General features: G+C 64.8%; 20 protein-coding genes. 11 read left to right on the forward strand and 9 right to left on the reverse strand.

Going from position 1 to position 25,468, the window contains the following annotated elements:
* Positions 1-2 precede the first annotated feature (2 nt).
* Genes hsdR through ATO11_RS13310 form a run of 3 tightly spaced genes read right to left on the reverse strand, consistent with a single transcriptional unit; the run spans position 3 to position 3,429 of the window.
* Positions 3-2,375 carry an EcoAI/FtnUII family type I restriction enzme subunit R gene (gene hsdR, locus ATO11_RS13300; protein WP_050531373.1) on the reverse strand — a complete coding sequence of 791 codons (2,373 nt, stop codon included), beginning with the start codon at positions 2,373-2,375 and terminating at the stop codon, positions 3-5.
* Positions 2,372-2,971, reverse strand: a complete 600-nt coding sequence (locus ATO11_RS13305) for a hypothetical protein (protein WP_050531374.1) — start codon at positions 2,969-2,971, stop codon at positions 2,372-2,374. The genes hsdR and ATO11_RS13305 overlap by 4 nt, the downstream gene beginning before the upstream one ends.
* Positions 2,971-3,429: a helix-turn-helix domain-containing protein gene (locus tag ATO11_RS13310; RefSeq protein ID WP_082176304.1), complete on the reverse strand. Its 459-nt coding sequence runs from the start codon at positions 3,427-3,429 to the stop codon at positions 2,971-2,973. The genes ATO11_RS13305 and ATO11_RS13310 overlap by 1 nt, the downstream gene beginning before the upstream one ends.
* Positions 3,430-3,763: 334 nt before the next feature.
* Here ATO11_RS13310 and ATO11_RS13315 point away from each other — a divergent pair, with 334 nt between their 5' ends.
* Positions 3,764-4,858, forward strand: a complete 1,095-nt coding sequence (locus ATO11_RS13315; protein WP_050531376.1) for a tyrosine-type recombinase/integrase — start codon at positions 3,764-3,766, stop codon at positions 4,856-4,858.
* A 173-nt stretch (positions 4,859-5,031) separates the two neighbouring features.
* On the opposite strand, the gene ATO11_RS13320 is transcribed toward ATO11_RS13315, so the two are convergent.
* Together ATO11_RS13320 and ATO11_RS13325 are read right to left on the reverse strand one after the other, a co-directional pair.
* A complete protein-coding gene (locus ATO11_RS13320) occupies positions 5,032-5,805 on the reverse strand; it encodes a hydroxypyruvate isomerase family protein (protein WP_050531377.1) in 774 nt (257 codons plus the stop codon).
* An 18-nt stretch (positions 5,806-5,823) separates the two neighbouring features.
* Positions 5,824-6,654 carry a LysR family transcriptional regulator gene (locus ATO11_RS13325; protein WP_050531378.1) on the reverse strand — a complete coding sequence of 277 codons (831 nt, stop codon included), beginning with the start codon at positions 6,652-6,654 and terminating at the stop codon, positions 5,824-5,826.
* An 88-nt stretch (positions 6,655-6,742) separates the two neighbouring features.
* On the opposite strand from ATO11_RS13325, the gene ATO11_RS13330 reads away from it, so the two are divergent.
* The 4 genes from ATO11_RS13330 to ATO11_RS13345 all read left to right on the forward strand — a co-directional run bounded on the left by ATO11_RS13330 (position 6,743) and on the right by ATO11_RS13345 (position 10,591).
* Positions 6,743-7,522, forward strand: coding sequence for an alpha/beta fold hydrolase (locus ATO11_RS13330; RefSeq protein WP_050531379.1), 780 nt, complete (start codon positions 6,743-6,745; stop codon positions 7,520-7,522).
* A gap of 3 nt (positions 7,523-7,525) precedes the next feature.
* On the forward strand, positions 7,526-8,560 hold the full coding sequence (locus ATO11_RS13335) for an LLM class flavin-dependent oxidoreductase (RefSeq protein WP_050531380.1): 1,035 nt from the start codon (positions 7,526-7,528) through the stop codon (positions 8,558-8,560).
* Positions 8,561-8,578: 18 nt separating this feature from the next.
* On the forward strand, positions 8,579-10,057 hold the full coding sequence (locus ATO11_RS13340; protein ID WP_050531381.1) for an aldehyde dehydrogenase: 1,479 nt from the start codon (positions 8,579-8,581) through the stop codon (positions 10,055-10,057).
* A 63-nt stretch (positions 10,058-10,120) separates the two neighbouring features.
* Positions 10,121-10,591 carry a DM13 domain-containing protein gene (locus ATO11_RS13345; RefSeq protein ID WP_050531382.1) on the forward strand — a complete coding sequence of 157 codons (471 nt, stop codon included), beginning with the start codon at positions 10,121-10,123 and terminating at the stop codon, positions 10,589-10,591.
* Here ATO11_RS13345 and ATO11_RS13350 read toward each other — a convergent pair.
* Positions 10,588-11,793 (reverse strand): ROK family transcriptional regulator, encoded by a 1,206-nt coding sequence (locus tag ATO11_RS13350; protein WP_082176305.1) that lies wholly within the window; start codon positions 11,791-11,793, stop codon positions 10,588-10,590. The two genes, ATO11_RS13345 and ATO11_RS13350, sit on opposite strands and share 4 nt — an antisense overlap.
* Before the next feature lie 136 nt (positions 11,794-11,929).
* Between ATO11_RS13350 and ATO11_RS13355 the strand changes: the two genes are divergently transcribed.
* The 3 genes from ATO11_RS13355 to ATO11_RS13365 all read left to right on the forward strand — a co-directional run bounded on the left by ATO11_RS13355 (position 11,930) and on the right by ATO11_RS13365 (position 14,995).
* A complete protein-coding gene (locus ATO11_RS13355) occupies positions 11,930-12,949 on the forward strand; it encodes a sugar ABC transporter substrate-binding protein (RefSeq protein WP_050531383.1) in 1,020 nt (339 codons plus the stop codon).
* Positions 12,950-13,049: 100 nt separating this feature from the next.
* Complete coding sequence (locus ATO11_RS13360; protein ID WP_050531384.1) at positions 13,050-14,228, forward strand: ABC transporter permease; 1,179 nt, start codon at positions 13,050-13,052, stop codon at positions 14,226-14,228.
* Positions 14,228-14,995: an ATP-binding cassette domain-containing protein gene (locus ATO11_RS13365; RefSeq protein ID WP_050531385.1), complete on the forward strand. Its 768-nt coding sequence runs from the start codon at positions 14,228-14,230 to the stop codon at positions 14,993-14,995. The genes ATO11_RS13360 and ATO11_RS13365 overlap by 1 nt, the downstream gene beginning before the upstream one ends.
* A gap of 12 nt (positions 14,996-15,007) precedes the next feature.
* On the opposite strand, the gene ATO11_RS13370 is transcribed toward ATO11_RS13365, so the two are convergent.
* Together ATO11_RS13370 and ATO11_RS13375 are read right to left on the reverse strand one after the other, a co-directional pair.
* The gene (locus tag ATO11_RS13370; protein ID WP_050531386.1) at positions 15,008-16,552 is read right to left on the reverse strand and encodes a hypothetical protein; all 1,545 of its coding nucleotides are present in this window, start codon (positions 16,550-16,552) and stop codon (positions 15,008-15,010) included.
* The gene (locus tag ATO11_RS13375; protein WP_242601418.1) at positions 16,552-18,177 is read right to left on the reverse strand and encodes a DUF3131 domain-containing protein; all 1,626 of its coding nucleotides are present in this window, start codon (positions 18,175-18,177) and stop codon (positions 16,552-16,554) included. Before ATO11_RS13375 ends, ATO11_RS13370 begins: the two co-directional genes overlap by 1 nt.
* Positions 18,178-18,392: 215 nt before the next feature.
* On the opposite strand from ATO11_RS13375, the gene ATO11_RS13380 reads away from it, so the two are divergent.
* From ATO11_RS13380 to ATO11_RS13390, 3 genes are all read left to right on the forward strand, one after another.
* Positions 18,393-20,375, forward strand: coding sequence for an ATP-binding cassette domain-containing protein (locus ATO11_RS13380; RefSeq protein WP_050531387.1), 1,983 nt, complete (start codon positions 18,393-18,395; stop codon positions 20,373-20,375).
* Entirely contained in the window at positions 20,356-21,618 is a 1,263-nt protein-coding gene (locus ATO11_RS13385) for an HlyD family secretion protein (protein ID WP_134643118.1), read from the forward strand. Before ATO11_RS13380 ends, ATO11_RS13385 begins: the two co-directional genes overlap by 20 nt.
* Before the next feature lie 75 nt (positions 21,619-21,693).
* Positions 21,694-24,735 (forward strand): hypothetical protein, encoded by a 3,042-nt coding sequence (locus ATO11_RS13390; protein WP_050531389.1) that lies wholly within the window; start codon positions 21,694-21,696, stop codon positions 24,733-24,735.
* A 7-nt stretch (positions 24,736-24,742) separates the two neighbouring features.
* On the opposite strand, the gene ATO11_RS13395 is transcribed toward ATO11_RS13390, so the two are convergent.
* On the reverse strand, positions 24,743-25,462 hold the full coding sequence (locus tag ATO11_RS13395) for a type 1 glutamine amidotransferase (protein ID WP_050531390.1): 720 nt from the start codon (positions 25,460-25,462) through the stop codon (positions 24,743-24,745).
* Positions 25,463-25,468: the final 6 nt, after the last annotated feature.

Here is a 25,468-nt window from a genome sequence, read left to right on the forward strand (position 1 = left end):
CCTTACGCCCCCTCGCGATACAGTTCTTGCTGTAGTTCTTTGACCGCCGCCTCATAAGCTGATTTGCCCCCGAAGACACCTTTCACGATTTCAACCGGGGTGCCGATCTCATCGAAGGGCTTCAGCTGCAACACCTTGGCGTTTTCCAGCGGCCCAAAGTCTTCATCTGAGTATTTGTCGAGCAGCGCCTCCAGCACCGCGCGCGCCTTGCCCTCGTACTTGGCAAAATAGTTGCGCTTCTTGACCTGTTCGGCCCGCTCCTTGCGGGTAAGCGGCGGCTGGCCGTAGGCAACATGGCACAAGAGATCGAAGGCACTGAAGGTCTCGCCATTCTTCACTTCGTCACGAAGCCCATCCAGCAAAACACCAAGTGATTCCAGTTCCTCGATGATTGCCTGCTTTTTCTCCGCATCGGTCCACCGACGCAGGAACTCATCTAGCGTCTTGTAGTCCTTTTGCAGTGTCTTTTTGGCGTAGGAGCGCAGCGATTCCGTGATCAGCTTACCATCGGGCCCGAGATACTGGACGCGCTTGGACAGCACATTCACCTCGACACCATCGACATAGAACTTGCGCGGCGGCGGTTCATCACCAAACGGATTACCCAGCACGCCCCCAATGATCTCAGGCTGATCGGTTTCGTCGATTTCGCCTGGCGAGACTGGGACATCGTCGTCATCGGGCGGTTGCGGTGGATCGTCTGCGCCCGGCTCATAAATCTGTACCGGATCACCGTCGAAGTCGGGATCGGCGAACAATTCGGTTGCCCGTTTGAAATCCATGATCGTAAAATAATGCTTGCCGTGCTCTTCATCGATGCGCGTGCCGCGCCCGATGATCTGCTTGAACTCGGTCATGGATTGAATGCGCTGATCGAGAACGATCAGCTTGCAGGTCTTTGCATCGACTCCGGTTGTCAGCAGTTTCGACGTTGTGGCGATGACAGGATAGCGGGCCTTCGGGTCGATGAAATTGTCCAGTTCGGCTTTGCCAAGCGCATCGTCTCCGGTGATCCGCATGACGTAGCGATGGTTTTCAGCGACCAGATCGGCATTCGCATTGGCGAGTGCCTGACGCATGCGTTCGGCGTGTTCCGTGTCCTCGCAGAAGACGATTGTCTTGTCGAACCGGTTCGTTGCTTTGAGGAGTTCAGTGATCTTGCCGGCAACCAGTTTCGTGCGCCGATCCAGCACCAAGGTCCGGTCGAAATCGCGCTGATTATAGATGCGATCCTCGACTTCGTGACCGAACCTGTCGTGCGTTCCGGCTTCCGGTCGGTAGCCGGTGAGGTCCTTGTCAAAGTCATAACGGATGACCTTGTAAGGAGCGAGAAAGCCGTCCTCAATACCTCGGCGCAGTGAGTAGGTGTAAACCGGTTCGCCGAAGTAATCGATGTTGGAGACGTCCTTTGTCTCCTTCGGCGTGGCGGTCAGCCCGACTTGTGTCGCGCTGGAAAAGTACTCGAGGATTTCGCGCCAGGCAGAGTCTGCAGCGGCACTTCCGCGATGACACTCGTCGATGATCACCAGATCAAAGAAATCACGCGAAAACTGCTTGTAGATGTTCGCCGCCTCATCGGTTCCCGTGACCGCCTGATAAAGCGAAAGGTAGATTTCATAGGATTTGTCGGCCTGGCGATTGCTGATCTTGGTCATCGCTCCGCCAAATGGCTTGAAGTCGTTCGTCTTGGTCTGATCAACGAGGATGTTGCGATCCGCAAGGAACAGGATGCGTTTCTTGGCACCGGCCTTCCAGAGGCGCCAGATTATCTGGAATGCGGTGTACGTCTTGCCCGTACCCGTCGCCATGACGAGCAAAAGCCGATCACGCCCCTTTGCTGTTTCTTCGATCACGCGGTTGACAGCAAGCGTTTGGTAGTAGCGCGGGGCCTTGCCGGAACCGTCATCAAAATAGTCCTGATTGATGACAGGATTTTGCGCAGACGCGATGCCTTTCCAGGCTGCGTAACGCTGCCAAAGTTGTTCGGGCGAAGGCATTTCTTGGAGCGAGATTTCTTGTTCGACGGTGCCGTCCGAAACCGACCTGTCGTGCATCAGGATGCTTCTACCGTTCGTCGAAAGGGCGAACGGCACGTCGACCAATTCGGCATACTCTAGCGCCTGCTGCATGCCTGCGCCCACCGAGTGCGTCGCATCTTTCGCTTCGATTACAGCAATCGGGATGTTGGGCTTGTGATAGAGAACGTAGTCTGCGCGTTTCTGTTGTCCGCGCGAAGTCAGCTTGCCGCGAACTATAATGCGACCTGCCGTCAAACTCACTTCTTCGCGGATTTGAGAATTCAGGTTCCAGCCCGCTGCCACAAGGGCCGGGGTGACGAACTTGCTGCAAATATCTCGTTCGCTGAGGCCGTTCATTCCGCCCCCATCTGGAAACTAGCGCCGTTGCCCATCTGCAGCCGCTCATTCAGAAAGCCCTCGAATGAAGCTGTTTGGACTTCGAGGGCGCTGGCGTCACGTTTTGCGGAGATGAGCTTTTCCGCCACGGCAAACAGTCCCAAGATGGCCGCGCCAGGGATAATCCATAGCCAGGTAGAAAATGGCATGCCTTCACCATACAGCAGGAGCTGAAGGGGCGGCCAAAGTAGGAACGGAAATGAAATTGAAGCGGCCCATCTGACTGGCTTCATCCGTTGCTCGGCCTCTTCAACTAAACGCTCATGCGTCTCGGCCAGGTTCTGTTCCCACGCGAGGTATTCATCTTCGATCTGGCCAGCGAGGTAGTGCCCGCAGCGACAATACTCACGCGTGATGTATTCGATCTGGCCACAACCAACGCAGCGCGCGGCATTGACGCTATCGGCGTTTGGGCGCAAGCCACTAGCCCGTTGTTGGCGCTTTGGGTCGGCTTCTGCCTCGGTGACGCCTGCAAGCAGGCGTTCCGCATCCTTGCTGAGCCGTAGCTTTCGTGGGCGTAGGTTCTTCACGTCGTCGGGGAGTTTTTCGTCCAGCATCAGCTTACCAACCTCAAAACGCTGTCAATTCGCGTGGTGTCCGGTTCCTCGCCGCCTGCGGCCAGGACATCGGTGTTCATGAACTCATCGAAGAGGAAATCGATGGCGTCCCATTTCTTTTCGGGGGTCACGGTCAGTCCGCGATCAATGATCCGGCGCTCAACGGCGATGCCGATCTTTCGATTGGCGGCGGCGATCTGTTCGTGCCTGCGGTTCTTGCCGTCAGTGGTGTCGCCCTCAAGCATCCAGAGTGGATCGACGTCGAATTCCTCGTAGACTTTCAGCAGCAAGGAGGCCGTCAAATCACGTTGGCCGCGCTCATAGTACTGGTATGCGCTTCGACTAGTGCCGAGGCGCTGCGCCATCTCCTCTTGGGAGAGGTTTGCTTCGCCTCGCACAGCCGCAAGGCGGTACCCCAAGCCGGGAACTGTCATACACAACCTTCTTATTGGTTGCATTGACCACAAAGCTGGTTATATGAATCACATATGACCATAAATCGCGGCAATGCGCTCGATTCACGTAAGATCAGCGTATGTTTGTTTCATTCTGAACGCAAAATGAAATCGCCTGCCTCGATTTGTGAGCACAAAGTTTGAGGAGGCGAAACGTGCAAAAGCTCTTGGAAACCCCAAAAGAACTGGCCGAGCGCATCGGCATTCCGGTGTCCAATGTGCGTTACCTGATCCGCGAGGACATGCTGGACCACATCTATACGGCCCCAGGACGCCGAAACCCGAAGATCCCTTCCGGCGCATGGGAGCGATACGTTGACAATTTCACGGTGAAGGCATGCCAAGAAGATCATCCCCGCCGCGCCTCGAGCGTGACCGCAAGCGCCCGTCCGAGGGCAACTGGTACATCTACTGGACCGAGGGGAGACGCAGCCGCGAGCACTCGACTGGCACTGGGGATCGCGACCAGGCTGAACTCTACTTCGCAGAATGGAAGCTGAGACGCTTCAGGCCGGAGCGTGCGGTCGAGCCGCATGAATTCTATGTTGCCGACGCCATTTCGCACTACCTTGCGAAGCGGCTTGATGACGTCACCGACCCGGAGCGACTGGCCAATGCTGCCAAGCCGATCATTCGGTTTTTTGATGGGTACTCCGTGGGCGACATCAACGATGCACTCATCAAGGAGTACTGCCAGAAACGCCGAAAGGGTCGGGGCGACAAGGGGCTCAAAGACGGAACTCTGAGGCGAGAGCTCAGCTTGTTGTCCACCGCGATCCGGCGGGCCGAAGAAGACCAGCTGATCACGCGCAAGATCGCGGTACGGCTTCCGCCAAAGCCCGAGGGACGCATCCGCTTTCTGACCTGCGAAGAAGCGCTAACGCTGATCCGGGTGTCGCGGAGCTTCGACAGTCCTTTGCAGGACGGTGTGCCGACGGAGTCGAAGACCGAACACTTGACCCTGTTTCTCCGGATCGGATTGCTGACCGGCCAGCGGAAGGAAGCCATCCTGTCCCTGCGCTGGTCCGACATCGATTTCGACAGCAACATCATCTACTGGAACCCGATCGGTCGACGACGCACCAAAAAAGAGCGCCCGAGCTCAAGGTTGCCCGCGCGCCTGAGGAAATACCTGTTGCGCAGGCGTAGGCGATTTCCTGAGGACGAATTCGTCATCACGCATCGCGGAAAGTCATTGCAGAACATCAAACGTGCGTTTCGGACGGCCGTTGTAGCCGCTGGTCTCGAGACCGACGGAGACCGGAAAGTCGTGCCGCACATCTTGAGGCACACCTGCGCAACTTGGCTCATGCAGAAGGGCGCGCCCAAGTGGGACGCCTGTGGCTTTCTCGGGATGACCCTCGAGACGCTCGAAAAGAACTATGGACATCATCACCCGGACCACCAGCGAGGCGCAGCGGACGCAATCTGATGTCCGGATCAAATCCGGAAATAGATCGGTACAAACGTGAACAAAGGAGCAGATAAATGAGACTATACAACAATGATTACAGAGACTTAAGGTCAGGCCCGATCCTTCGGGAGGCAGGGGTCGTGAGTTCGAATCTCGCCACTCCGACCATTTCATCGCAATTCGGGTGACGGTCAGCGCGCGGCAAGCTGCGCGCGGTGCCAGTCAAGGCTGTCACCGGTCGGCCCGCCGGGCAGGTATTCCGCGCCAATCGGGCGTGACCACCCCAGCGCCGCGACCGCCGCGAAAAACCCCTCGAAATCGAGCGTTCCGCTACCGGGCCTTCCCCGTCCCGGCGCGTCGGCGAACTGGATGTGTCCGACCAGCGGCGCCACGGCGTTCAGCGTTGCGACGACATCCCGCTCGGTCCGCGCCACGTGGTAGGCATCGAACATCAGCCGCAGGTTCGGCGCGTTTACCGATTGGATCACGTCTGCTGCCTCTGCCGTGGTGCCCAAGTGGTAGCCCGGCACGTCACCCGCGTTCAGCGGTTCGACCAGCAGCATCAGGTCGGTGCCCTGCATGCGCGTCACGGCGTGGTCCAGCGCGTGCAGGAACGCCTCCCGCGCGGCGGGTCCACGCGCGCGACCGGCCATCAAGTGCACCGATCCGGCATCAAGCGCGAGAGCCGTATCAACCGCCTGGTCGATTGCCTCGCGCGCCTCTTCCTCCCGCCCCGGCAGGGCCGACAGGCCGAACTCACCGGCATCCCGGTCGCCCGGACGCGTGTTCAGGCCCAGCATCGGCAGACCGGTTTCATCCAGTGCGGCGCGGATATCGTCCACCGGGTCGGCATAGGGGAAATGGCATTCCACCGCGTCGAACCCCGCCCGTGCCGCCGCGCGGATTGCCTCCGGCAGGGGCCGGTCGGCCCAGAGAAACCCGAGATTGGCAGAGAAACGGAGCATGGCGCGCAATGTGAAAGATCAGGCGCGTGCCTGCAACCACGCGGCGAAGGCGCGGGCAGCAGGCGCAGTGCTGCGGCAGGCGAGGAAATACCGCTCGACCCCCGGCATCGCGGTCTCCCCGATGCGCCGCACCCCTCCCCGTGCAATCGGCCCTTCGGCCAGAAGCTGCGAGGTCAGGGCGGCCCCAACCCCCTGCACCGCAAGGTCCAGCGCCGCGCCATAGCTGTCCACGTGTACGCGCGGCGCTTGCGGCACCGGGTCGGGCCATTGCGCCCACCCGGCGGAGACGCCGACCGCCTCGATCAACGGCAATCGCTCAAGGTCTGCCTGTGCCCCCGACCGCGACACCGCGATCAGGCGATCGGACCCGAACGGTTCGGCCCCCGCGCCGACCTGCGCGGCGCTGCCGAACCGCACTTCGACATCGGCAAGGGCGCGGGTGAAATCATCGGGCCAGATCGTGCTAACGAGGCGCAGGCGCACGTCAGGATGGTCCGACAGGAAACCCGACAGCGCAGGCTGGATCACCCATTGCGCCACGCTGACCGAGGTCGCCACCGTCACAAGATCCTGCGTCGGCCCGGCCTCGAACGCCTGCGTGGCGGCGCGCAAACCGTCGATGGCCCGCCCGACCGACGGCAAGAGCCGCCGTCCATCGTCCGTCAGCGCCAATCCGCGCGGCTGGCGCTGGAACAGGGTGACACCCAGCCGCTGTTCAAGGTGCCTTACCTGCTGGCTGATCGCGGATTGCGTGAGGCCAAGCTCCTCTGCCGCGGCGGTGAAGCTCAGGTTCCGGGCGGATGCCTCGAAACTGCGGAACCACGACAGCGGGGGAAGGGCGCGCGCCACAGCATCAACCTTGTCATTAGCTTTGCTAATACCTCTGACCGACAATCCGTCGTTTGTAAATCACCGGCGCGCTTTGCACGGTTGCCGCATGGCACCCGACACCACATGGCGCGACCGCCCGCGGGACGCTTTCGGCCAGCTTGCCGCGATCCGCGACGGCGAAGGACCAACCGTGTTGCTGCTGCACGGCGTGGGATTGCGGGCCGAGGCGTGGGCCGCCCAGATCGACGCCCTTGCGCCGCGCCATACAGTGATCGCACCGGACATGGCGGGGCATGGGCATAGCGCCGGGTTCAGCCAATCGCCCGCGCTTGCCGACTACGCGGACCGCGTGGCAGAGGCGTTGGACACCCCCGCACACCTCGTGGGTCATTCGATGGGGGCCCTGATCGCGCTCGATCTTGCGGCGCGCTATCCGCACCTTGCGCGATCCGTGACGGCGGTGAACGCGGTCTACCAGCGCCCGCCCGATGCCGCCCGCGCGATCCGGGCGCGGGCCGCCGCCATGTCGGACGACGCGCCCCCCGACCCTTCTGCCCCGCTGGATCGCTGGTTCGGTGCCGTGCCCTCCGCCGCCCGCGACGCGTGCGAGCGGTGGCTGCGCGCCGCCCCGGCAACCGGTTACAATCAGGCCTACACGCTTTTCGCGCATCACGATGCGGGCGATGTCCCACTCCACGCGATCAAGGCGCCCGTGATGTGCGTCACCGGGTCGGACGACCCGAACTCGACCCCGGACATGTCCCGCGCGCTCGCCTCGGCGACCGGCGGCACGGCGCACGTGATCGACGGGGCGGCGCACATGCTGCCCATGACCCATGCCGATACGCTGACTCCCCTTCTGACCCGCCATTTCACCGGAGCCTAGACCATGGACTTCTCGCTCTTCGCCCACATGGAACGCCGCGATGCCGGACAGGCGCATGACGAGATGTACGGCGATTTCCTCGACCTCTGCCGCATGGCCGATGACGGCGGGATGCGCGCGATCTGGACGGGAGAGCATCACGGGATGGAGTTCACCATCGCGCCCAACCCGTTCCTGTCCATCGTCGACCTCGCCCACCACACGCGAAACGTGAAGCTGGGCACCGGCACCGTGATCGCGCCCTTCTGGCATCCGATCAAGCTGGCGGGTGAAGCGGCAGCGACCGACCTGATGACCGGCGGGCGGCTGGAAATGGGGATCGCGCGCGGCGCCTATTCCTTCGAATACGAACGCCTCCGCCCCGGCATGGATGCGTGGGAAGCCGGGCAGAGGATGCGCGAAACCGCGCCGCTGTTGCGCGCGCTCTGGAACGGCGACTGCGCGCATGAAGGCGAGTTTTTCAACTTTCCGGCCACCACCTCGGCCCCGAAACCGGTTCAGGCGGGCGGCCCGCCGATCTGGATCGCCGCCCGCGACCCCGCCAGCCACGATTTCGCCGTGGCGAACGATTTCAACGTGCAGGTCACGCCGCTCTGGCAGGGGATCGAGGAAATCGAGACGCTGATGGGCCGTTTCTCCGATGCCGTCGCCAACCACGGCAAACCCCGGCCCAAGATCATGCTTTTGCACCATACCTACGTCGCAGCGGACGATGACGACACCGCGCGCGCTGCGGACGAGTTGAACCGGTTCTACTGCTATTTCGGCGCGTGGTTCCAGAACAAGCGCCCCGTGTCGCAGGGCCAGATCGCGCCCCTGACGGATGACGAGATCGCGGCCAACCCGATGATGTCCCCCGAAGCCATGCGCCGCGACCTGACTATCGGCACCGCCCAGGAGGTGATTGACCGGATCAAGCGGTACGAGGACCTCGGGTTTGACGAGTTCTCCTTCTGGATCGACAGTGGGATGTCGAACGACCGCAAGCGCTCCTCGCTGGCGCGGTTCATCGACGACGTGATGCCGGCCTTTGCCTGACAAGTGAAAGACACCCCGATGACCGACCTGCCCCATTACCCGCTCTACATCGCCGGTGAATTCTGCGAAGGCAGTACCGGCGCGCGGATGGAAACCACCAATCCCGCCACGGGCGAGGCATGGGCCAGTTTTGCCTGCGCCGCACCCGGTGACGTCGAACGCGCCGTCGCCGCCGCCCGCGCGGCGCTTGAAGATCCGGCATGGCGCGACATGACGCAGACGGCGCGCGGGCGCATGCTGTCACGGCTGGCCGACCTGATCGCCGACAATGCCGATACGCTGGGGCGGCTGGAGACGACCGACAGCGGCAAGCTCCTGACCGAAACGGCGGCGCAAACGGGATACGTGGCGGATTATTACCGCTATTACGCGGGCCTCGCCGACAAGATCGAAGGCGCGGTGCTGCCCATCGACAAGCCCGACATGCACGTCTTCACCAAACGGGTGCCCATCGGCGTGGTGGCCGCTGTCGTGCCGTGGAACGCCCAGATGTTCCTGACGGCGACCAAGCTGGGCCCGGCCCTCGCTGCCGGGTGCACCGTGGTGCTGAAGGCGTCCGAGCTTGCACCCGTGCCGATGCTGGAATTCGCCCGGCTGATCCACGAGGCGGGCTTTCCGCCCGGTGTCGTGTCGGTCATCACCGGCGACGCCGAGAATTGCGCCATCCCGCTCACCCGCCACCCGGACGTGGACCGCATCGCGTTCACCGGCGGGCCGGATGCGGCGCGGCACGTCGTGCGCAATTCGGCCGACAATTTCGCCGTCACGACGCTCGAACTCGGCGGGAAAAGCCCGATCCTCGTCTTCGAGGATGCCGATATCGACAGCGCGGTGAACGGCCTGATCGCGGGCAATTTCGGCGCGTCGGGGCAGTCCTGCGTCGCCGGGTCCCGCGCGCTGGTGCAGCGTGGCATCGTGGACGAGGTCATCGCCCGCGTGACCGACCGCGCCCGCGACATCCGCATCGGTGACCCGCTGGCATCCGACACCCATGTCGGCCCCCTGTGCACCCGCGCGCAGATCGAACGGATCGTCGCGACGCTCGCCACCGCGCAGGACCAGGGCGCCACGATCCATACCGGGGGTGCGCCCGTCGACCGGCCCGGCAACTACATGGCGCCGACGCTGGTGCAATGCACCTCGCCCGACACCGCCACGCTCAAGACCGAGATGTTCGGCCCGGTCATGTCCATCCTGCCCTTCGACACCGAGGAAGACGCCATCGCGCTGGCCAATGACAGCCTGTACGGCCTCGGGTCAGGCGTGTTCACCCAGAACCTCGCCCGCGCGCACCGCGTGTCGAACCGCCTGCGCGCCGGGATCTGCTGGATCAACACCTACCGCGCGATCTCTCCCATCGCGCCGTTCGGCGGGTTCGGGCAATCGGGCTACGGACGCGAGGCGGGGATGGAGGCGATCCACGACTACACCCGCACCCGAACGACATGGATCAACACCTCGGACGCGCCGATGGCCAATCCCTTCGTGATGCGCTGACTGGACGCGTGGCCGGTCCACCGGCATAGTCGCGGCGTTTTCGTATCATAAGGATTGCCGCGCATGGTCCGCTTCCTCTTTCGAATTGTCACCCACGGTATCGCGCTCGCCATCGGTTTCGCGCTTGGCGTCTACCTTCTCCCGATCCTCACCGCTCCGCCCTCGCCCGACCGCGCGATGCTGCAGGAAATGGCGCAGGATGCCGAGTTCACGGCAGAGTTCACGCGCGACCTGAAGGGCAGCGATTTCCTGCATTGGGGCGAAGGCAAGATCAGCCTAGGCGCCGATCGCATCGTGCATGAAGGCAAGCTGGCGCCGGGACCGGATTACAAGCTGTACCTCGTGCCCGAATTCGTCGAGGACGAGGCGGAATTCGCCCCGCTCAAATCCGCATCCGTGATCGTCGGGGACGTGAAAACCTTCGACGGCCTGATCCTCGATGTGCCGGCGGGCATCGACATCACCGCCTACACCACCGTCCTGATTTGGTGCGAGGCGTTCGGCGAATTCATCACCGCCGCCAAGTACCGCTAGCGCGCGGCGATCTGCGATCCGTCAAGGAAATGCGCGGCCATGATCGGCTGGTGCGCCGCGCCCAGCGTACCGGCCCGCGCACCCAGCGTGCCGCACAGGATGCTGGGCGGATGGATGCCGCGCGTATCGAACTCGGTCAACGCCGCCTGCGTGTCTGACGCGATCCGCTGGGCCACGTCGCGCGGGTAGCTCCCGTCGATCACGATGTCCTGCAAGTCGAGGATCGAGCTGACGGTGACCGCCGCCTGCGCCAGCGCCAGCGCCGTTGCGCGGATCCATGGCTCGATCAGTTCGGCATGTTCGGCCCAAGCGGCCGCGTTCCCCCACAGCGACACGCGCTTGCCGGTCTGTTCGGCAAGGTGACGCTCCAGCAGAAGGATCGAACCATACCGGTTGATCTGTCCCGCGCCCGCACCGCCCGCAGGCAAGCTGCCCAGTGCCGCCGCGTTGCCCGAGGCCCCTTCGAATAATTCCCCGTTCAGGACGATCCCGCCCCCCAGAAGCGGTCCGATATAGATGTAGGCGAAGTTGGGCTTGTGACGGCCGATCCCGGCGACCCGCTCCCCGTTGCACGCCATCGTCGCGTCGTTGCCCACCAGTACCGGCAGGTCGGTGAAGCGCGCGAATGCCTCGTGGAACGAATGACCTTCCCACGCGGCCATCTCGCGGATCGGGGCACCCACAAGGTCCAGCCAGTTCCACAATTCGAACGGCGCACCGACACCGATCCCGACGATCCGGTCACGCCGCGCCGCCGGTATCCTCTGCGACAACCGCCCGATCGCGCCCTCGACGAACTGGTCGACCTTCTCGGGCGTCGGGAAATCGTATTCCGACCGTTCCGAGCCGCGAATCTGGCCCAGGAGGTCCAGCAGGATGATCTCCACCCCGCGCCGCCCGATCCGCAGACCGAACGCATAGGCCCCTTCCGCCGACAGGGCCACGGGCACAGACGGCTTGCCCACCTTGCCCTTCACCGGATCGCCGAACGCGATCAGACCATCCGCTTCGAGGGATCTGGTGATGACCGACGCGGTTTGCGCCGAAAAGGCACATTCACGCGCGATCTGCGCGCCGGAAAGCGGCCCGGATTCACGCAACAGGGAGAGGATCAACCGCTCGTTATGATTGCGCAGCATCGATCCGGGCACCTTGTCCCCACCCGCACGGGGCCTTTCAGCGCTGTGTGACATCATCGCCATCAGGGTCTCCTCACCAACCGACTACACGCCAGTCAGATAAATAAATCAACCTTATTTATTTATTGACGGGGCCGCTGCGAATCTGATTACTTGACGTCAGTCGCGGAGTGGTCCGCGAAATTTTGGGAGGAACATCATGAAAAAATTGCTTGCTGCCACGTCCGTTTCGCTGATGGCGATGACAGGCGCGGCCTTGGCGGATGCCCACGCCACCAGCGCGTGCCTGATCACCAAGACCGACACCAACCCGTTCTTCGTGAAGATGCGTGAAGGCGCGCAAGCCAAGGCCGAAGAGCTGGGCATCACGCTCAACGCCTATGCCGGCCAGGTCGACGGCGACAACGAGGCGCAGGTCGCCGCGATCGAAACCTGCATCGCCAACGGCGCTTCGGGTATCCTTCTGACCGCGTCCGACACCGCCGCGATCGTGCCTTCGGTTCAGGCCGCACGCGATGCGGGCCTGCTGGTCATCGCGCTCGACACGCCGCTTGAACCAATCGATGCGGCAGACGCGACCTTTGCCACCGACAACTTCCTTGCCGGTGAACTGATCGGCAAATACGCCGCCGCCAAGATGGGCGATGCCGCAGCCAACGCCAAGATCGCGATGCTCGACCTCGCCATCAGCCAGCCCACCGTGGGCGTGCTGCGCGACCAGGGCTTCCTGACCGGCTTCGGCATCGACATCAAGGATCCGGCCCGCTGGGGCGACGAAGACGACCCGCGGATCATCTGCAACGAAGTCACCGCCGGTAACGAGGAAGGCGGTCGCACCGCGATGGAGAACTGCCTCGCCGTCGATCCCGACATCAACGTGGTCTACACGATCAACGAACCGTCGGCTGCCGGTGCCTACGAGGCGCTGACCGCGGCGGGTCGTCAGAACGACGTGCTGATCGTGTCGGTCGATGGCGGCTGCCCCGGCGTCGAAGACGTCGCTGACGGCGTGATCGGTGCCACCTCGCAGCAATACCCGCTGCTGATGGCGTCGCTGGGCGTCGAGGCGATCGCCCAATTCGCCAAGGACGGCACCCTGCCCGCAAATACCGAGGGCAAGAACTTCCTCGACACCGGCGTTGGCCTGATCGCCGCCGAGCCGGTAGACGGCGTTGAATCGCTGTCGGTCGACGAAGGCCTGGACCTCTGCTGGGGCTAAGACCCACGGCCTGAATTCGGCAAGGGGCGGCACGCTGCCCCTTGCCACGACAAACGACCTTGCGCCACGATAGCGCAGGTTTGCGTTTGAAAGGATTGCCATGACATCCCAGGATTATGAAGGCGCAGCCACCGGTGCGTCCGCCGACGTCGCGCATTTCGAGGACGAGCAGAAAGGCCTGCTGGGCCATTTCCAGCACGCCCTGCACGTCACCCCCGCGCTGGTTCCGCTGATCGTGCTGCTGGTCGGCATCTCGATCTTCGGCCTGATCCTTGGGGAGCGGTTCTTTTCGCCCGGCACCCTGACGCTGATCCTGCAACAGGTGCAGATCGTCGGCATACTCGCCGCGGCGCAGACGCTCATCATCCTGACCGCCGGGATCGATCTCAGCGTCGGGGCCATCGCGGTCTTCTGCACCGTGATCATGGGGCAGGTTACCTTCCGCTATTTCATTCCCGGCGCCGAGGGCATGTTCGATTGCCTCATCGGCGCGTCCGAACGCGACCTCGCCCGCGCGATCGAGGCCGGCACCGCGTCCGGGCACTGCAACCCGACGCTCGGCAGTATCCTGTCCTCGGTCGCCATCGTAATCGGCCTCGCCGTCGGCACCATCATTGGCGCGATCAGCGGCTGGCTGGTCGCGCGGGTCAAGCTGCCACCCTTCATCGTGACGCTGGGCATGTGGCAGATCGTGCTCGCCGCGAACTATCTCTACTCCCGCAACGAAACGATCCGGGGCCGCGACATCGCCGAGGCCGCGCCGCCGTTGCAGTTCCTCGGTACGACGTTTTCCATCGGCGGGGCGAATTTCACGCTGGGCGTGATCCTGATGCTCGTGCTGGTCGTCGTGCTGGCCTATTGCCTGCGGTCGACCGCTTGGGGGCGGCATGTCTATGCCGTGGGCGATGACCCCGAAGCGGCGGAACTGGCGGGCGTGAACGTGCGCCGCACGCTGATCTCGGTCTACATGATCGCCGGTTTCATCTGCGCGCTGGCGGCATGGGCCATGATCGGGCGGTTCTCGTCCGTGTCGCCCTCGGCCTCGACCGGGGTCGTGGGCAACATCCAGGCGATCACCGCCGTGGTGATCGGGGGCATTTCGCTCTTTGGCGGGCGCGGCTCGATCGTCGGCGCGTTCTTCGGCGCGCTGATCGTCGGCACGTTCGAACTTGGCCTGCGCATGGCAGGGGCCGACCCGCAATGGACCTTCATGCTGATCGGGGCGCTCATCATCGGGGCGGTCGCGGTCGACCAGTGGATCAGAAAGGTGGCCGCGTGATGGAACCGATCATCAGGGCAACGAACCTCGTCAAGCGGTACGGCAAAGTGACCGCGCTCGACCATTGCGATTTCGAGCTGATGCCGGGGGAGATCCTCGCCGTGATCGGCGACAACGGCGCGGGCAAGTCGACGCTGATCAAGGCGATCTCGGGCGCCGTGACACCGGACGAGGGCGAGGTGCAACTGGAAGGGCAGACGGTGCATTTCCGCTCTCCCATCGACGCGCGCGAGGCCGGGATCGAAACCGTCTACCAGACACTGGCGATGTCGCCCGCGCTGTCCATCGCCGACAACATGTTCATGGGCCGCGAGCTGCGCAAACCGGGCTGGCGCGGCAAGGTTCTGAAACAGCTCGACCGCCGCCGGATGGAGGAGTTTGCCCGCCAGAAACTGAACGACCTCGGCCTGATGACGATCCAGAACATCAACCAGGCGGTCGAAACGCTGTCAGGCGGCCAGCGGCAGGGCGTTGCGGTGGCGCGGGCGGCGGCGTTCGGGTCCAAGGTCATCATCCTCGACGAACCGACCGCCGCGCTGGGGGTGAAGGAAAGCCGCCGCGTGCTGGAACTGATCCTCGACGTGAAATCCCGTGGCATCCCGATCATCCTGATCAGCCACAATATGCCCCACGTGTTCGAGGTGGCCGACCGCATTCACGTGCACCGGCTGGGCAAGCGGCTTTGCGTGATCGACCCGAAACAGCACTCGATGTCCGACGCGGTGGCCTTCATGACGGGCGCCAAGGAGCCACCGGTCGCGGCGTGATCCCGTGCCGGATCACGGCCGGGGCATCACGCTGCGGAAATAGTCCGACAGCAGCATGAACTCGTCCGCCGGGATCGCGCCCTGCAGCGCGGCCATGTCCGGTTCAGCTTGGGACATCGGCGTATCGACAACCGGCATCTGCTCCTGCAACTCGGCAAGGATGTCGGAGACCAACGCGTCCTGGTAGGATCCGTCCTCCGAGGCCGGGGAGCCGATATCCGCCTCCCCGCTCGACTGGATCAGCAAAAGCGCGGTGCGCGCGTCAAGCCCGATTTCCGTCATAAGGTATTCCAGCCGATCCGCCGTCTGGCGGGCAACCGTGGCGGGATCGGCATGGGCCGACCCTTCCATGGTGTTCGGCGCCGCTCGCGGGGCCGAGGCCGAGGGTAAAAGGGCCTGATCCTGTCCAAGCAGCCCCGGCGCGCGTCCCGTGCCACCGTCAAGACGCGGCCACCTGTCACCCGCCGACGCATCAAGGGGCGGAGCCTGCGCCGGGGATCGCGGTTGCATCATGCCCTGATCCTGCAGGCCGCCACCGCCCTGCATCGCGCGCAACCTCTGCAATTCATGCATGAGCATCTGGTTGGACCGTTCAAGCTCGAGAAGCCGGGTATCGCCGGACGACGCGGCGGGGACGACGGGACCCTGCGCCCACCGTGATCCGCCGGTATCGACCGGCGCCTGGTTCGCCTGCTGGTCCAGCAGCATCTTGCGCAGCATGTTCAATTCGCCGCGCACTTCGGCCACCTCCCTGCTTGGCAAGGCAGGTTGCGGTGCCGCTTGCGGCGTTGCCAGCGGATCGAACAACTGCGCTTCCGCGACGCCCGCGGCGGACGGCACTGACGTGACCGGCGACAGCGCCTGCACCTCTGTCTGCAGGGGCTGGGCAACAAGGCGGCGCGCCCCCGGCACCGGCCAGTTGCGCGGCAAAACCGCGTAATCCTGCCGGGCCGCGATCCAGCGCAGGTAGGCCGCGACCGCTTCGAACCCGTTCAGGGAAATCCGTGCCGCTACCTGCTCGCCACGGCGTACGACCAGCGCGCCACCGGTTCCCATCAGCGCCTCCAGCCGCGAATCCAAAGGTTGCAGGATGCGGTCCGGCACCTCGACCTCGCTCACACCTTCGGACAGGAAATACCGGTCACCGGCAACCCGCGTCTGCAGGCCGATCTGCACCTGCCCCGCGCCCGTCAGCGCGACCGACAATTCACCCTTTCGGCCCATGCAGGACAGGGTCCGCGGGCGGCAGATGACCTCGAACACGTCGGTGTCGAGCCGGGGCGTGGTGGCAAACCGGGCATAGCCATCCGGGTCGAACCGGAAATAGATCCCGTTCACCTGCCCTTCCTGGAAGGTCGACCACCCGAAGGCCCCGCGCAATTCCTGCCGGGCCTCCCGCGCGCCGGCGGCGAACGGGATGGACGTGTCGAGGATAGCGTTTTCCGATTCGAACCCCTGTGCGGGGACCGAAGCGGTTTGAACGGGCTGCGACTGCGCGAGCGCCGGGCTGGCCGCCGCCACGAAAAGCGCGCTGAGGACTGCGAGTGTGGTTTTCATCAGTAACTGGCCTCTATCTGAACGGAGTGGCGCAATGCGGGCAGCCAGTCCTTTTCCTGCGGCGGATCGGGGTAATGGCGGCGTTCTCGCGTGTCCTGCTCGCGGAACGCGGTGTACCAGACCTCGGTATTGCCTGTGTACGGGGTCAGGATCGTGCCCTGCACCTTGTGCAGAAGCGACGTCATGATGATCCCGTTATTGTTGGCGGTGAAAATCTCCACCCGGCCCTGTCCACGCTCGTACAACCCTTCGTACATGCCGTTCTCGGGGTCGTAGAGCTCGATGATCGCCTCGTAGAGCACGTCGGTGTATTCGGTATCCCACAGCGCCCACAGGCCCAGCGCCGCCTTCGCCGCGACCGCGGCATGGTCCGGCACGTAGTCGCCGCGCGGCGTGACCGTGTTCCACGGGTAGCCGTCCGAGAAGATCGTGTCGTAGGTAAAGTAGGGCGGGCCCTTCACGTTGTGTTCCGACCGCGCGGTCATGAACCCGGTCTGACGCCAGCGATTCTCCTGCACCTGGTAGATGCGGTCGGCGAACTCTGCGCGCCACCCGTCCGAATGAAGCCATTCCGGCGACGAATCGTCGTGCGGCAGGTCGAACCCCAGCTCCAGCCCGTCCTGCAGGTAGGATTCCGTCACCACGTAGTTCTGCGAATGGAAGATCCGCGGATCGCGCCCGTCATAGGGAATCGCGACACCAAAGATCGACGCCGTCAGGAACGGTTCGGCCCGGTGCGCAAGGCGCGGCTTGAACCCCCAGAGCGCGAAACCCTTGGCCGCGTATTCCTCGTATCCCAGCCGCCCTTCCTGCGCATAGACCGTGTCACCGGTTTCCTTGTCGACGTAGGAGCCCCACATCAGCCCTTCCTCGTCGATGACATTGGAGAAATCCCATTTCAGCAGCACCGAATCGACGGTGTTGCCAAGATGCGGGTAGCGGTTCTTGATGATCCGCATCCAGACAAGGAACCGCCCGATATCGAGGGCCGAGAACCCGATCTCGCCCGGCTTGTTGGTATAGTCGACCTTCGCGCCCGTCTTGGTGTGATACACCTTGTTCGGAAGCTCCCCGCGGAACAGGTCGAGTTCGCGAATCGTCGTCAGAAGCTGCGTGATCCGCTTGTCGAGTTCGGGCTTTTCGATGATGCACAGCTCGTAGGCCGCGACCGTTGCCGCCATGTAGGACGCGGTGTCCCACATCGTCGTCGATGGGTAGTTGCCGACCGAATTCGCAAGCCCCGTCGTTTCCTGCGTGAAATTCTGGAAATACCGCCACGCGACCCGCGCCGCGCGCATTTCGCGTTCGTTGAGGAAACCGCGGCGCGGCTTGAACTTCCGCACGTATCCGCTGCGCACGGTGTAGCCCGGTTCACGCGGCGGGGTTAGGTCGATCTGGTCGAAATAGTCATCGGGCATCTCGCACATGCGCGGGGGTTTGACGCGCTGCGGCTCCCCCAGCACGACGCTGGTAGTCTGCGTCGCGATATTGCCGCGCATCAGCGCCGGGATTTCATCCAGCGAACCGCCGGCGATGATCGGCACGATCTCTTCTTCCTGTGCGAGGAATATGGCACGGGCCGCCTGACCCACGGCATAGGCAGCGCCGGCCAGAGACGTCGTCACGACCGCGAAGATCGCAAGCGCCAGGGGTGCCGATTTCCGTGTCGTCCTGCGATTTCGGTTCATGCCTGCATCGTCCCAGTCTTCCCGTTCCCTCCCGTTCTTGGCAGCACGCAGTTAAAATTTCGAAAAGTACGCTCGAGGCCGTCAAGCCGGGCGGACATTCTTTGTTAATCACAGGCCCGTATGCAGGTGGCACTCAAGCGGGGGCCTAGACGATGCTTCATCTGCGCAACCTTGTGCAGCGCCACAAAACGCGACTTGCGGCACGGGCCGCGCTGCCGGTCATGTCCGAAGACGCGATGACGATGTCGGATCGCGGATCGCCGGACTGGTCTCGTGGCATCAGTTACCTGTTCACCGCGGTGTCCAGCCTCAGTCTCCTGTCCGTTGCCATACTTGCGGTATTCCTGACCGACCTTGTTGCAATGGAAGGGAATCGGATCCTGGCATGGTTGCTCGGCGCCGCCGGGATCGTGCCGGTGCTGGGTGCATTGGTCATGGACATGGCGCATGCCCGCGCGCTCAGCGGCTATCGCGAGAACAGGATGGCGAACGATCGGGCCGCGCGCGCCGCGATTGGCGTCCTGGCGGCGCTGGTTTTGACCATGGTGCACCCGCTTCTGGCCATCGGGCTGGCGGCGGGCGCGGTTCTGGGATGGCTCGGCTTGCGCGGCTTGCACAGATTCGCGCGGAAGGAACCCCTGTGGGATTTCCGCCCGTCCGAAGCGGTCAGCATCCTCGCGGGGCGCGACGCCTACGGTCACCACCTTGCCGAAACGGAAAGCGACGGTTACGCGCTCTGGCCATCCTTCCGGCAGACTGCGATCTGGACGGGTGTGGTCATCACCCTCGCCGTGTCCAGCTGGCTCGCCGCGAAAGAGATCATCAGCGTCGCCGCGATCGGGGGCGTCACGCTGATCGCGCTCTGGTCGATCACCGCCATCTGCGATCACGCTGCCGGACGGCTGGCACGTCAGACCCGCGTGTCACGCGTTGCGACCTCGGTCGAGGCGCGGCCTCCGCTCGACGACCTGACGCCCGAGCAACAGGCGGGTCTCCTGATTCGCAACCTGTCGGTAGAGGACCGGTCGGGTCGCCGCCTGTTGTCCGATATCCATGTGGAAATTCCGCCCGGAACCATCATGGGCGTGCGGGGGGAGGCAGGCGCAGGCAAGTCGATCTTCCTTGCCGCGCTCAGCGATCCGCATGGCATGGCCGGCCTGTCGGTGCGCGGATTCGCGTCGCTGAACGACCGTGACCTCTGGGCGCGCCGGGCCGAGCATGAACAGGTGCCCTGCGTGCACCTGCCCGAGACCCCGATCCTCCTGCCCGCCAGCGGTGCCGAGAACCTGTCGTGCTTCCATGACGGGAACCTGCTCGACCGCGGCAAAAGGATCCTCGAACAACTGGTCTTCGCCACCGACACCGTGGACGAAATCTGCGCCACGCCCGATGCGCGGCTTTTGCCGAGCACGCAACGCAAGTCGCTGGCATTTGCCCGCGCCTTCCTGCTCAACCCCGGCCTCTACCTGATGGACCGGCCCGAGGATTCAGCCTCCGACAAGGTTATCCGCGCCCTGACCGCGCGCATGATCCAGGAAAAGCGGCTGGGCCGCAGCTTCATCGTCGCGACGGACGACCGCACGATCCTCGAATGCTGTGACCAGCTTCTGGTGCTGCAGGGCGGCCGCGTGATCGAAGCAGGCGACGCGCAGGAGATTCGCGGCCGCATGTCCTCGGGCTGGACCCGGATGGTGGCCGCGCGCAGCCTCGAAAGCGAAGACAACCTCGACCGCTGGATTCGCTCGCATTTCAAACGCGACGGGGACGAGGCGAACCGCCGCAAGGCCGCCCTCATCGCGTCCGAGCTTCTGGCCTTCTCGTGCCAGAGCCGCTCGGCCCTCGAAGGCCAGTCGGTCACGTTCGAATTCAAGCATTTCGAAGGGCATTGCATCCTCAAGCTGCTCGACGATGACGGGCCGGTCACCACCGCGCAACTCGAACGCGCCCGCGAGGAGGTGGAACAGCAGGTGACCGGGTCACGCCAGTCGCCGCTGGCCATGGTGATCGGGCAATCGATGTCGGTCGAGGCGGTGATGGAAGGAACGCAGCGCGCCGTGATCGCGAAGATCGCGACCTACGATCCGCGCAAGGGCGGGAACCAGCAGGGCAATGTCGATGCCGACCAGACCCTCTGACATCACCTACCGCGCACCGTCCCTTCCGGGACTGGCCGCTGGCATGATCCTTTGGCTGGCCTTCGGGCTTTCGCTGACCGCGATCCTGTGGTTCGCGCTCGCCTCGACCCTCGCGTCCACCCGGATCGACCGGTCGATCCTGCTGGACGTGGCGTGGTCACATCCCGAAGCCGCACCGCGCCCGCTCGACCTGCCGATGGGACTGCCATTCGGCACCCTGCTGGTGACAGAAGGAGACATTGTCGAACCCGGCCAGCCGGTCATGGTGTTCGACCAGACGCACCTTGCCAACCAGCGGGTGATCATCGAACGGCGCCTGCTTACGACCCGTCTCGAACGCCGCTGCCTGCTTGATGGCGGCGAGACCCCACCGGTCTGGACCGGCCCGAACCCCGGCATCGACGACGAGACGCGCGACCAGCTGGATGCGGCCCGCCTGCGCTGCACCGCCCGCTTCGACGCGATCCGCTCCACCGAAACGCCGATCGACGCCGCCATCGGCCTGCTGGGCCGGCGGGTCGACGCGCTCGACCGCAAGCTCGCGCTGACCTTCAATGCCGACGCCTCGGTCGATCCGCGCGCCCGCGCCGCCGCGGCGCTTGCCGTCACGCTCGACCGGAACCGCGCGCTGACCCGGCAAGCCCGCGCCGAGGAACGGCTAGCGACCCTGCGCGCCACCCACGCCGCCGAGCTTTCGGCGCGCATCGCGACGCTGACCGCGTCGGTCGATGCCCAGTCTCTCATCCTCGACACGCTGACACGGTTCGAAGATACGCCCAGCCTGTCCTCTCCGCATGGCGGCACGATCGCGCGGGTCCGCAGCCGGGCTCCCGGCGCGGTCGCGCAAACCGACGTGACATACGCGATCGTCGTGCCCGAAGGCGCAGGAGAGCCCGAATTGCGCGCGCCCATCGATCCGGCCATCGCCGCGACCCTGCGTGCCGATACCGAAATCGACGTGGTGTTCCGTCCCTCGATCCATGCCGAACTCCAGTCCGCCCGCGCCCGCATCGCGGCGATCCGGCAACCGGACAAGGCGGGCGACCCGGCAACGCTCGTCCTCGCGCTCGACATTGCAGAGACCGAGCCTTACTTCACTCAGCCGATCATCGAATCCGCGATCCTTCCGCGCACCTCCGAACCCGTCCTGACCGACCTTCTGGCCCGGCTTGTCGACTCGCGGCTCTTCCGGCTCGTGGACGCGGCGGGGCTCCCGCGTGGCGAGGATTTGCCCGCGATCTGACGCGCGGCGATCTCGCCCCTTTACCGTGCCCGACCGCGCCCGCCATACTGACCCGGCGCAACGGGGACTGTCCGCATGGCCGCTCGCCTTTCCACGGCTACCTTTGCCGCGCCGCTTGTCTGGCTTGGCGTGCTTGTCTGCCTGTGGCTGCTGCCTGCCATGTCCGCCGCGCAGGACGCCCCCCGCGAGTCGGTGCGCACCTACTTCTTCGGCAACAGCCTCGTCACCCATGTGGGCGGCGGCGACGAGACCGCCGTGCCGCACTGGATCGCGCAGCTTGCCCTTGCCGATGGCCGTTCCTTCGCCGCCGACGGGCAATTCGGCTTCCTGCGGAACTTCGCCGCCGACCTCCCGCCGCTGGCGACATGGGGCTTCGGCAAGGTGCGGCGCGCGTGGCGCCGGGGCGCGCAGCCCTTTGGCGAGGCCGGGTTCGACAGCGTCGTCATCAGCCCCGCCAACTTCATCCAGGACATACCACCCGACGCCGCATACCGCGATGGCAGCGGCCAGAGCCCGCTGGGCGAAACGCTCAAGATCATCGACTGGCTGACCGGGCAGGATCCCGACCTGCGCATCTTCATCTACGGCGGCTGGCCCGAGATGGCGAACATCACGCCCGCCTTCCCTCCGGGCCCCGAGGACCTGTCGCAATACCACCGGATCGCGCAGGGCGTGGACGTGGAATGGTACCGCACCTACGTCGCGGCCCTGTCCGATGCGCGTCCGGATGCCGATATCCGACTGATCCCGGTCGGCCAGCGCCTGTCCCGCACGCTTTCGACACCGCCGTTCGACAGCATCCCGGCCCTGTCGCTTTACGAAGACAACGCGCCGCACGGCACACCGACCCTCTACGCGATGGCCGCCATCGTGACCTATGGCGCGCTGTACGGATCGCCTCCGCCCGCCGATTTCGCGTGGCCCGCCTCGGTGCACCCGGTCCTGCGCGACAATGCCGAACAGGCAATCGCGCTGCTGACCGACGCGACGAAGGACGCGCGCCCCCTCCCACCCGCGGCGTCCGCGGAAACCGCGCCCGCGCCGACTTCAGCACGGCCAACCGACACGGCGGCTTCCCCCGCCCCGGAACCGACCAACCTGCCCGCCATCCGACCCGCGCCTGACAAGGCGAGGCTCGACCTCGACGGCCCGCCCGGCGTTGGGCTGGCCGACCCCGCGCTGGCCATGGGGCTGAACGGGGTGGAGGACTGGACGGCGCAGCAACCCTTCCTCGACCTGATGAAAACCGCGCGGCCGTGGATCGGGCACAGCGCCGAGACATGGGGCGCCTTCCCGTTCGAACGCCTGCAGGAGCTTGGCGCGATCAGCGCCGAGGGCTGGCCGACCCGCCTGCCCGACGGCGCGAACCGGATCGAGACCTTCGTCCTGACCGACATGTCGCCGGACGCCGCGACGCTGGAAGGCACCTATGTCCTGCGGTGGAAGGGTCAGGGCAAGGTCGAGGTCACGGCCCGCGCCCGCCGCCCTCGCTATGACGACGGCCAGATCACATTCCAGTACCGCCCGGACGAAGGCCTCGTCGGGATCGTCCTCACCCAGATCGACCCGACCGACCCGATCCGCGATATCACGCTGGTGCGCGAGGACCGTGTTGTGCTGCATGATGCCGGGGCGATCTTCAATCCTGACTGGCTTGCCGTCGTGTCCGACCTGCGCTCGGTCCGGTTCATGGACTGGATGCGCACCAATGCCTCCCCGGTCACCACGTGGGACGACCGGCCGCGCGTGACCGACGCGACCTATGCCTGGCGCGGCGTGCCACTGGAGGTGATGCTGCGGCTCACCAACCGTATCGGGGCCGATCCGTGGTTCACGCTGCCGCACATGGCCGACGACGCCTACATGGCCGAATTTGCGGTGCAGGTCCGCGACGGGCTCGACCCCCGGCTGCAGGCTTATGTCGAATATTCGAACGAGTTGTGGAATTTCGCCTTCCCGCAGACCCAGTGGGCCGCCGCGCAGGCCGAAGCGCGCTGGGGTCCCGGCCAGCCCGACGATGCATGGATCCAGTTCGCCGGTGCCCGCATGGCCGAGATGGCCGAGATCTGGGAAGCCGCCTTCGGCGAGGCGTTCCACGAACGGGTCAAGGTCGTGATGGCCGTGCATACCGGCTGGCAGGGCCTTGAACAGGCGCAGATGCAGGCGCCCCTGTGGCGGGCCGACATGCCGGGACGCCGCCCGCCCGCGGACCATGCCGATGCCTATGCCGTCACCGGGTATTTCGGCTTCGGTTTCGGGACAGAGGCCTTCGCCCCTACCGTCGACAGCTGGATCGAAGACAGCATCGCCACCGCGACCGCCGCGGGCGAGGCCGAGGGCAAGCAACGGGTCGCGCTGCGCGAATACGTGAAGGAACGCCAGTTCGACACCGCCTTCACCCCCGCCGCGAACGCCCTGCGGCAAGGCGGGTTGCGCGACCTGATCACCACGGTCTGGCCGTACCACGCCCGCGTCGCACAAGCAGCGGGAATGGAATTGATCATGTACGAAGGCGGCACCCACGTCGCGGGGTTCGGCAACCGCGTGAACGACGACCGGCTCACCGCTTTCTTTACCGAATTCAACTACACCCCCGATATGGCGCGCCTGTATGACACGCTGCTGGCGGGCTGGGTGGATGTGGGGGGCACGCTGTTCAACGCGTTCGTCGACGTGGCCACGCCGACCAAGTGGGGCAGCTGGGGCGCGCAGAGGTATCTGGGCGACAACAATCCGCGCTGGCAATCGCTCGAACGTTACAACCGGACAGCCCGCCCCGCCTTTGCGGCCCGCGCGCCGGGCACCTTCCTGAACGGCGTGACCCGCATCGGCACCGCCTCGCGCGACGTGCTGGAGGGGACGGTGGAGGAAGACGTGCTGATCGCGGGTGCGGGCAACGACCTCTTGATAAGCCACGGTCGCGGCGACGCGCTGCATGGCGGGCCGGGCCGCGATACCGCGCAACTGCCCGGACAGGCCACGATGTACCGCTTCACCGGCAGCCCGGAGCGGGCAGAGGCGCATGGGCCGCATGGCACGGTCACACTGGTCGAGATCGAAGAGATCCTGTTCGAGGGCGACGGCTCCCGCGCGGTGCCGCTCACCTCCCTTTTCTAAACGCGGATCAGGCCCGCGCGGTCATCTGAATCCAGTTGATGTAAAGCCGCTCGGCCATGTCGTTGAACGCACCCATCTGCGCCGCGACCGCGCCTTCCATCTTGGCCACACCGTCCGGCCCCATCGCCTGCACCAACGCCTCGGCGTATTCCGGGATCTCGGCCCAGTTGCGCACGGTGTCCTCCTCGACCTCCACATGGAACTGCGCAGACAGCGCACGCGTCTGCCAGCGCATCGCCTGAACCGTGCAGGCGGGCGAGGTCGCCAGAACCTGCGCACCGTCGGGCAGTGCAGTGACTTCGGCCGAATGCCATTGCAGCGCCTTGAACACCTCGGGCAACCCGTCGAAAGCCACGCCCGACGCACCCGCCTCGGTCAATTGCACGTCCATCACCCCGATTTCGGGCGTCTTGGACGGGCCGACCGCGCCACCCAACGCCTCGGCCAGCAACTGGTGGCCCAGACACAGGCCAAGGTACGGCAGCCCGCGTTCGGCCACGGCCTCGCGGATGAACGCCTTCTCGTCGGCCAGCCATGGATGCGCCTCCTCCTGCCACACGTCCATCGGCCCGCCCATGACCCACAGCGCGTCATAGCCGTCGAGCGACGGCAGCGCCTCGCCCTTGTCCAGTTCGACCGCGTCCCACGTGTGGCCGTCCTCATCCAGGAACGACCGGAAGATCCCCGGATGTTCGACCTCGGCATGTTGCAGAACCAGAATGTGCATGGCGTC

Origin of the sequence: Pseudaestuariivita atlantica (assembly GCF_001205715.1) — a bacterium.
Taxonomy (GTDB): Bacteria; Pseudomonadota; Alphaproteobacteria; order Rhodobacterales; family Rhodobacteraceae; genus Pseudaestuariivita; species Pseudaestuariivita atlantica.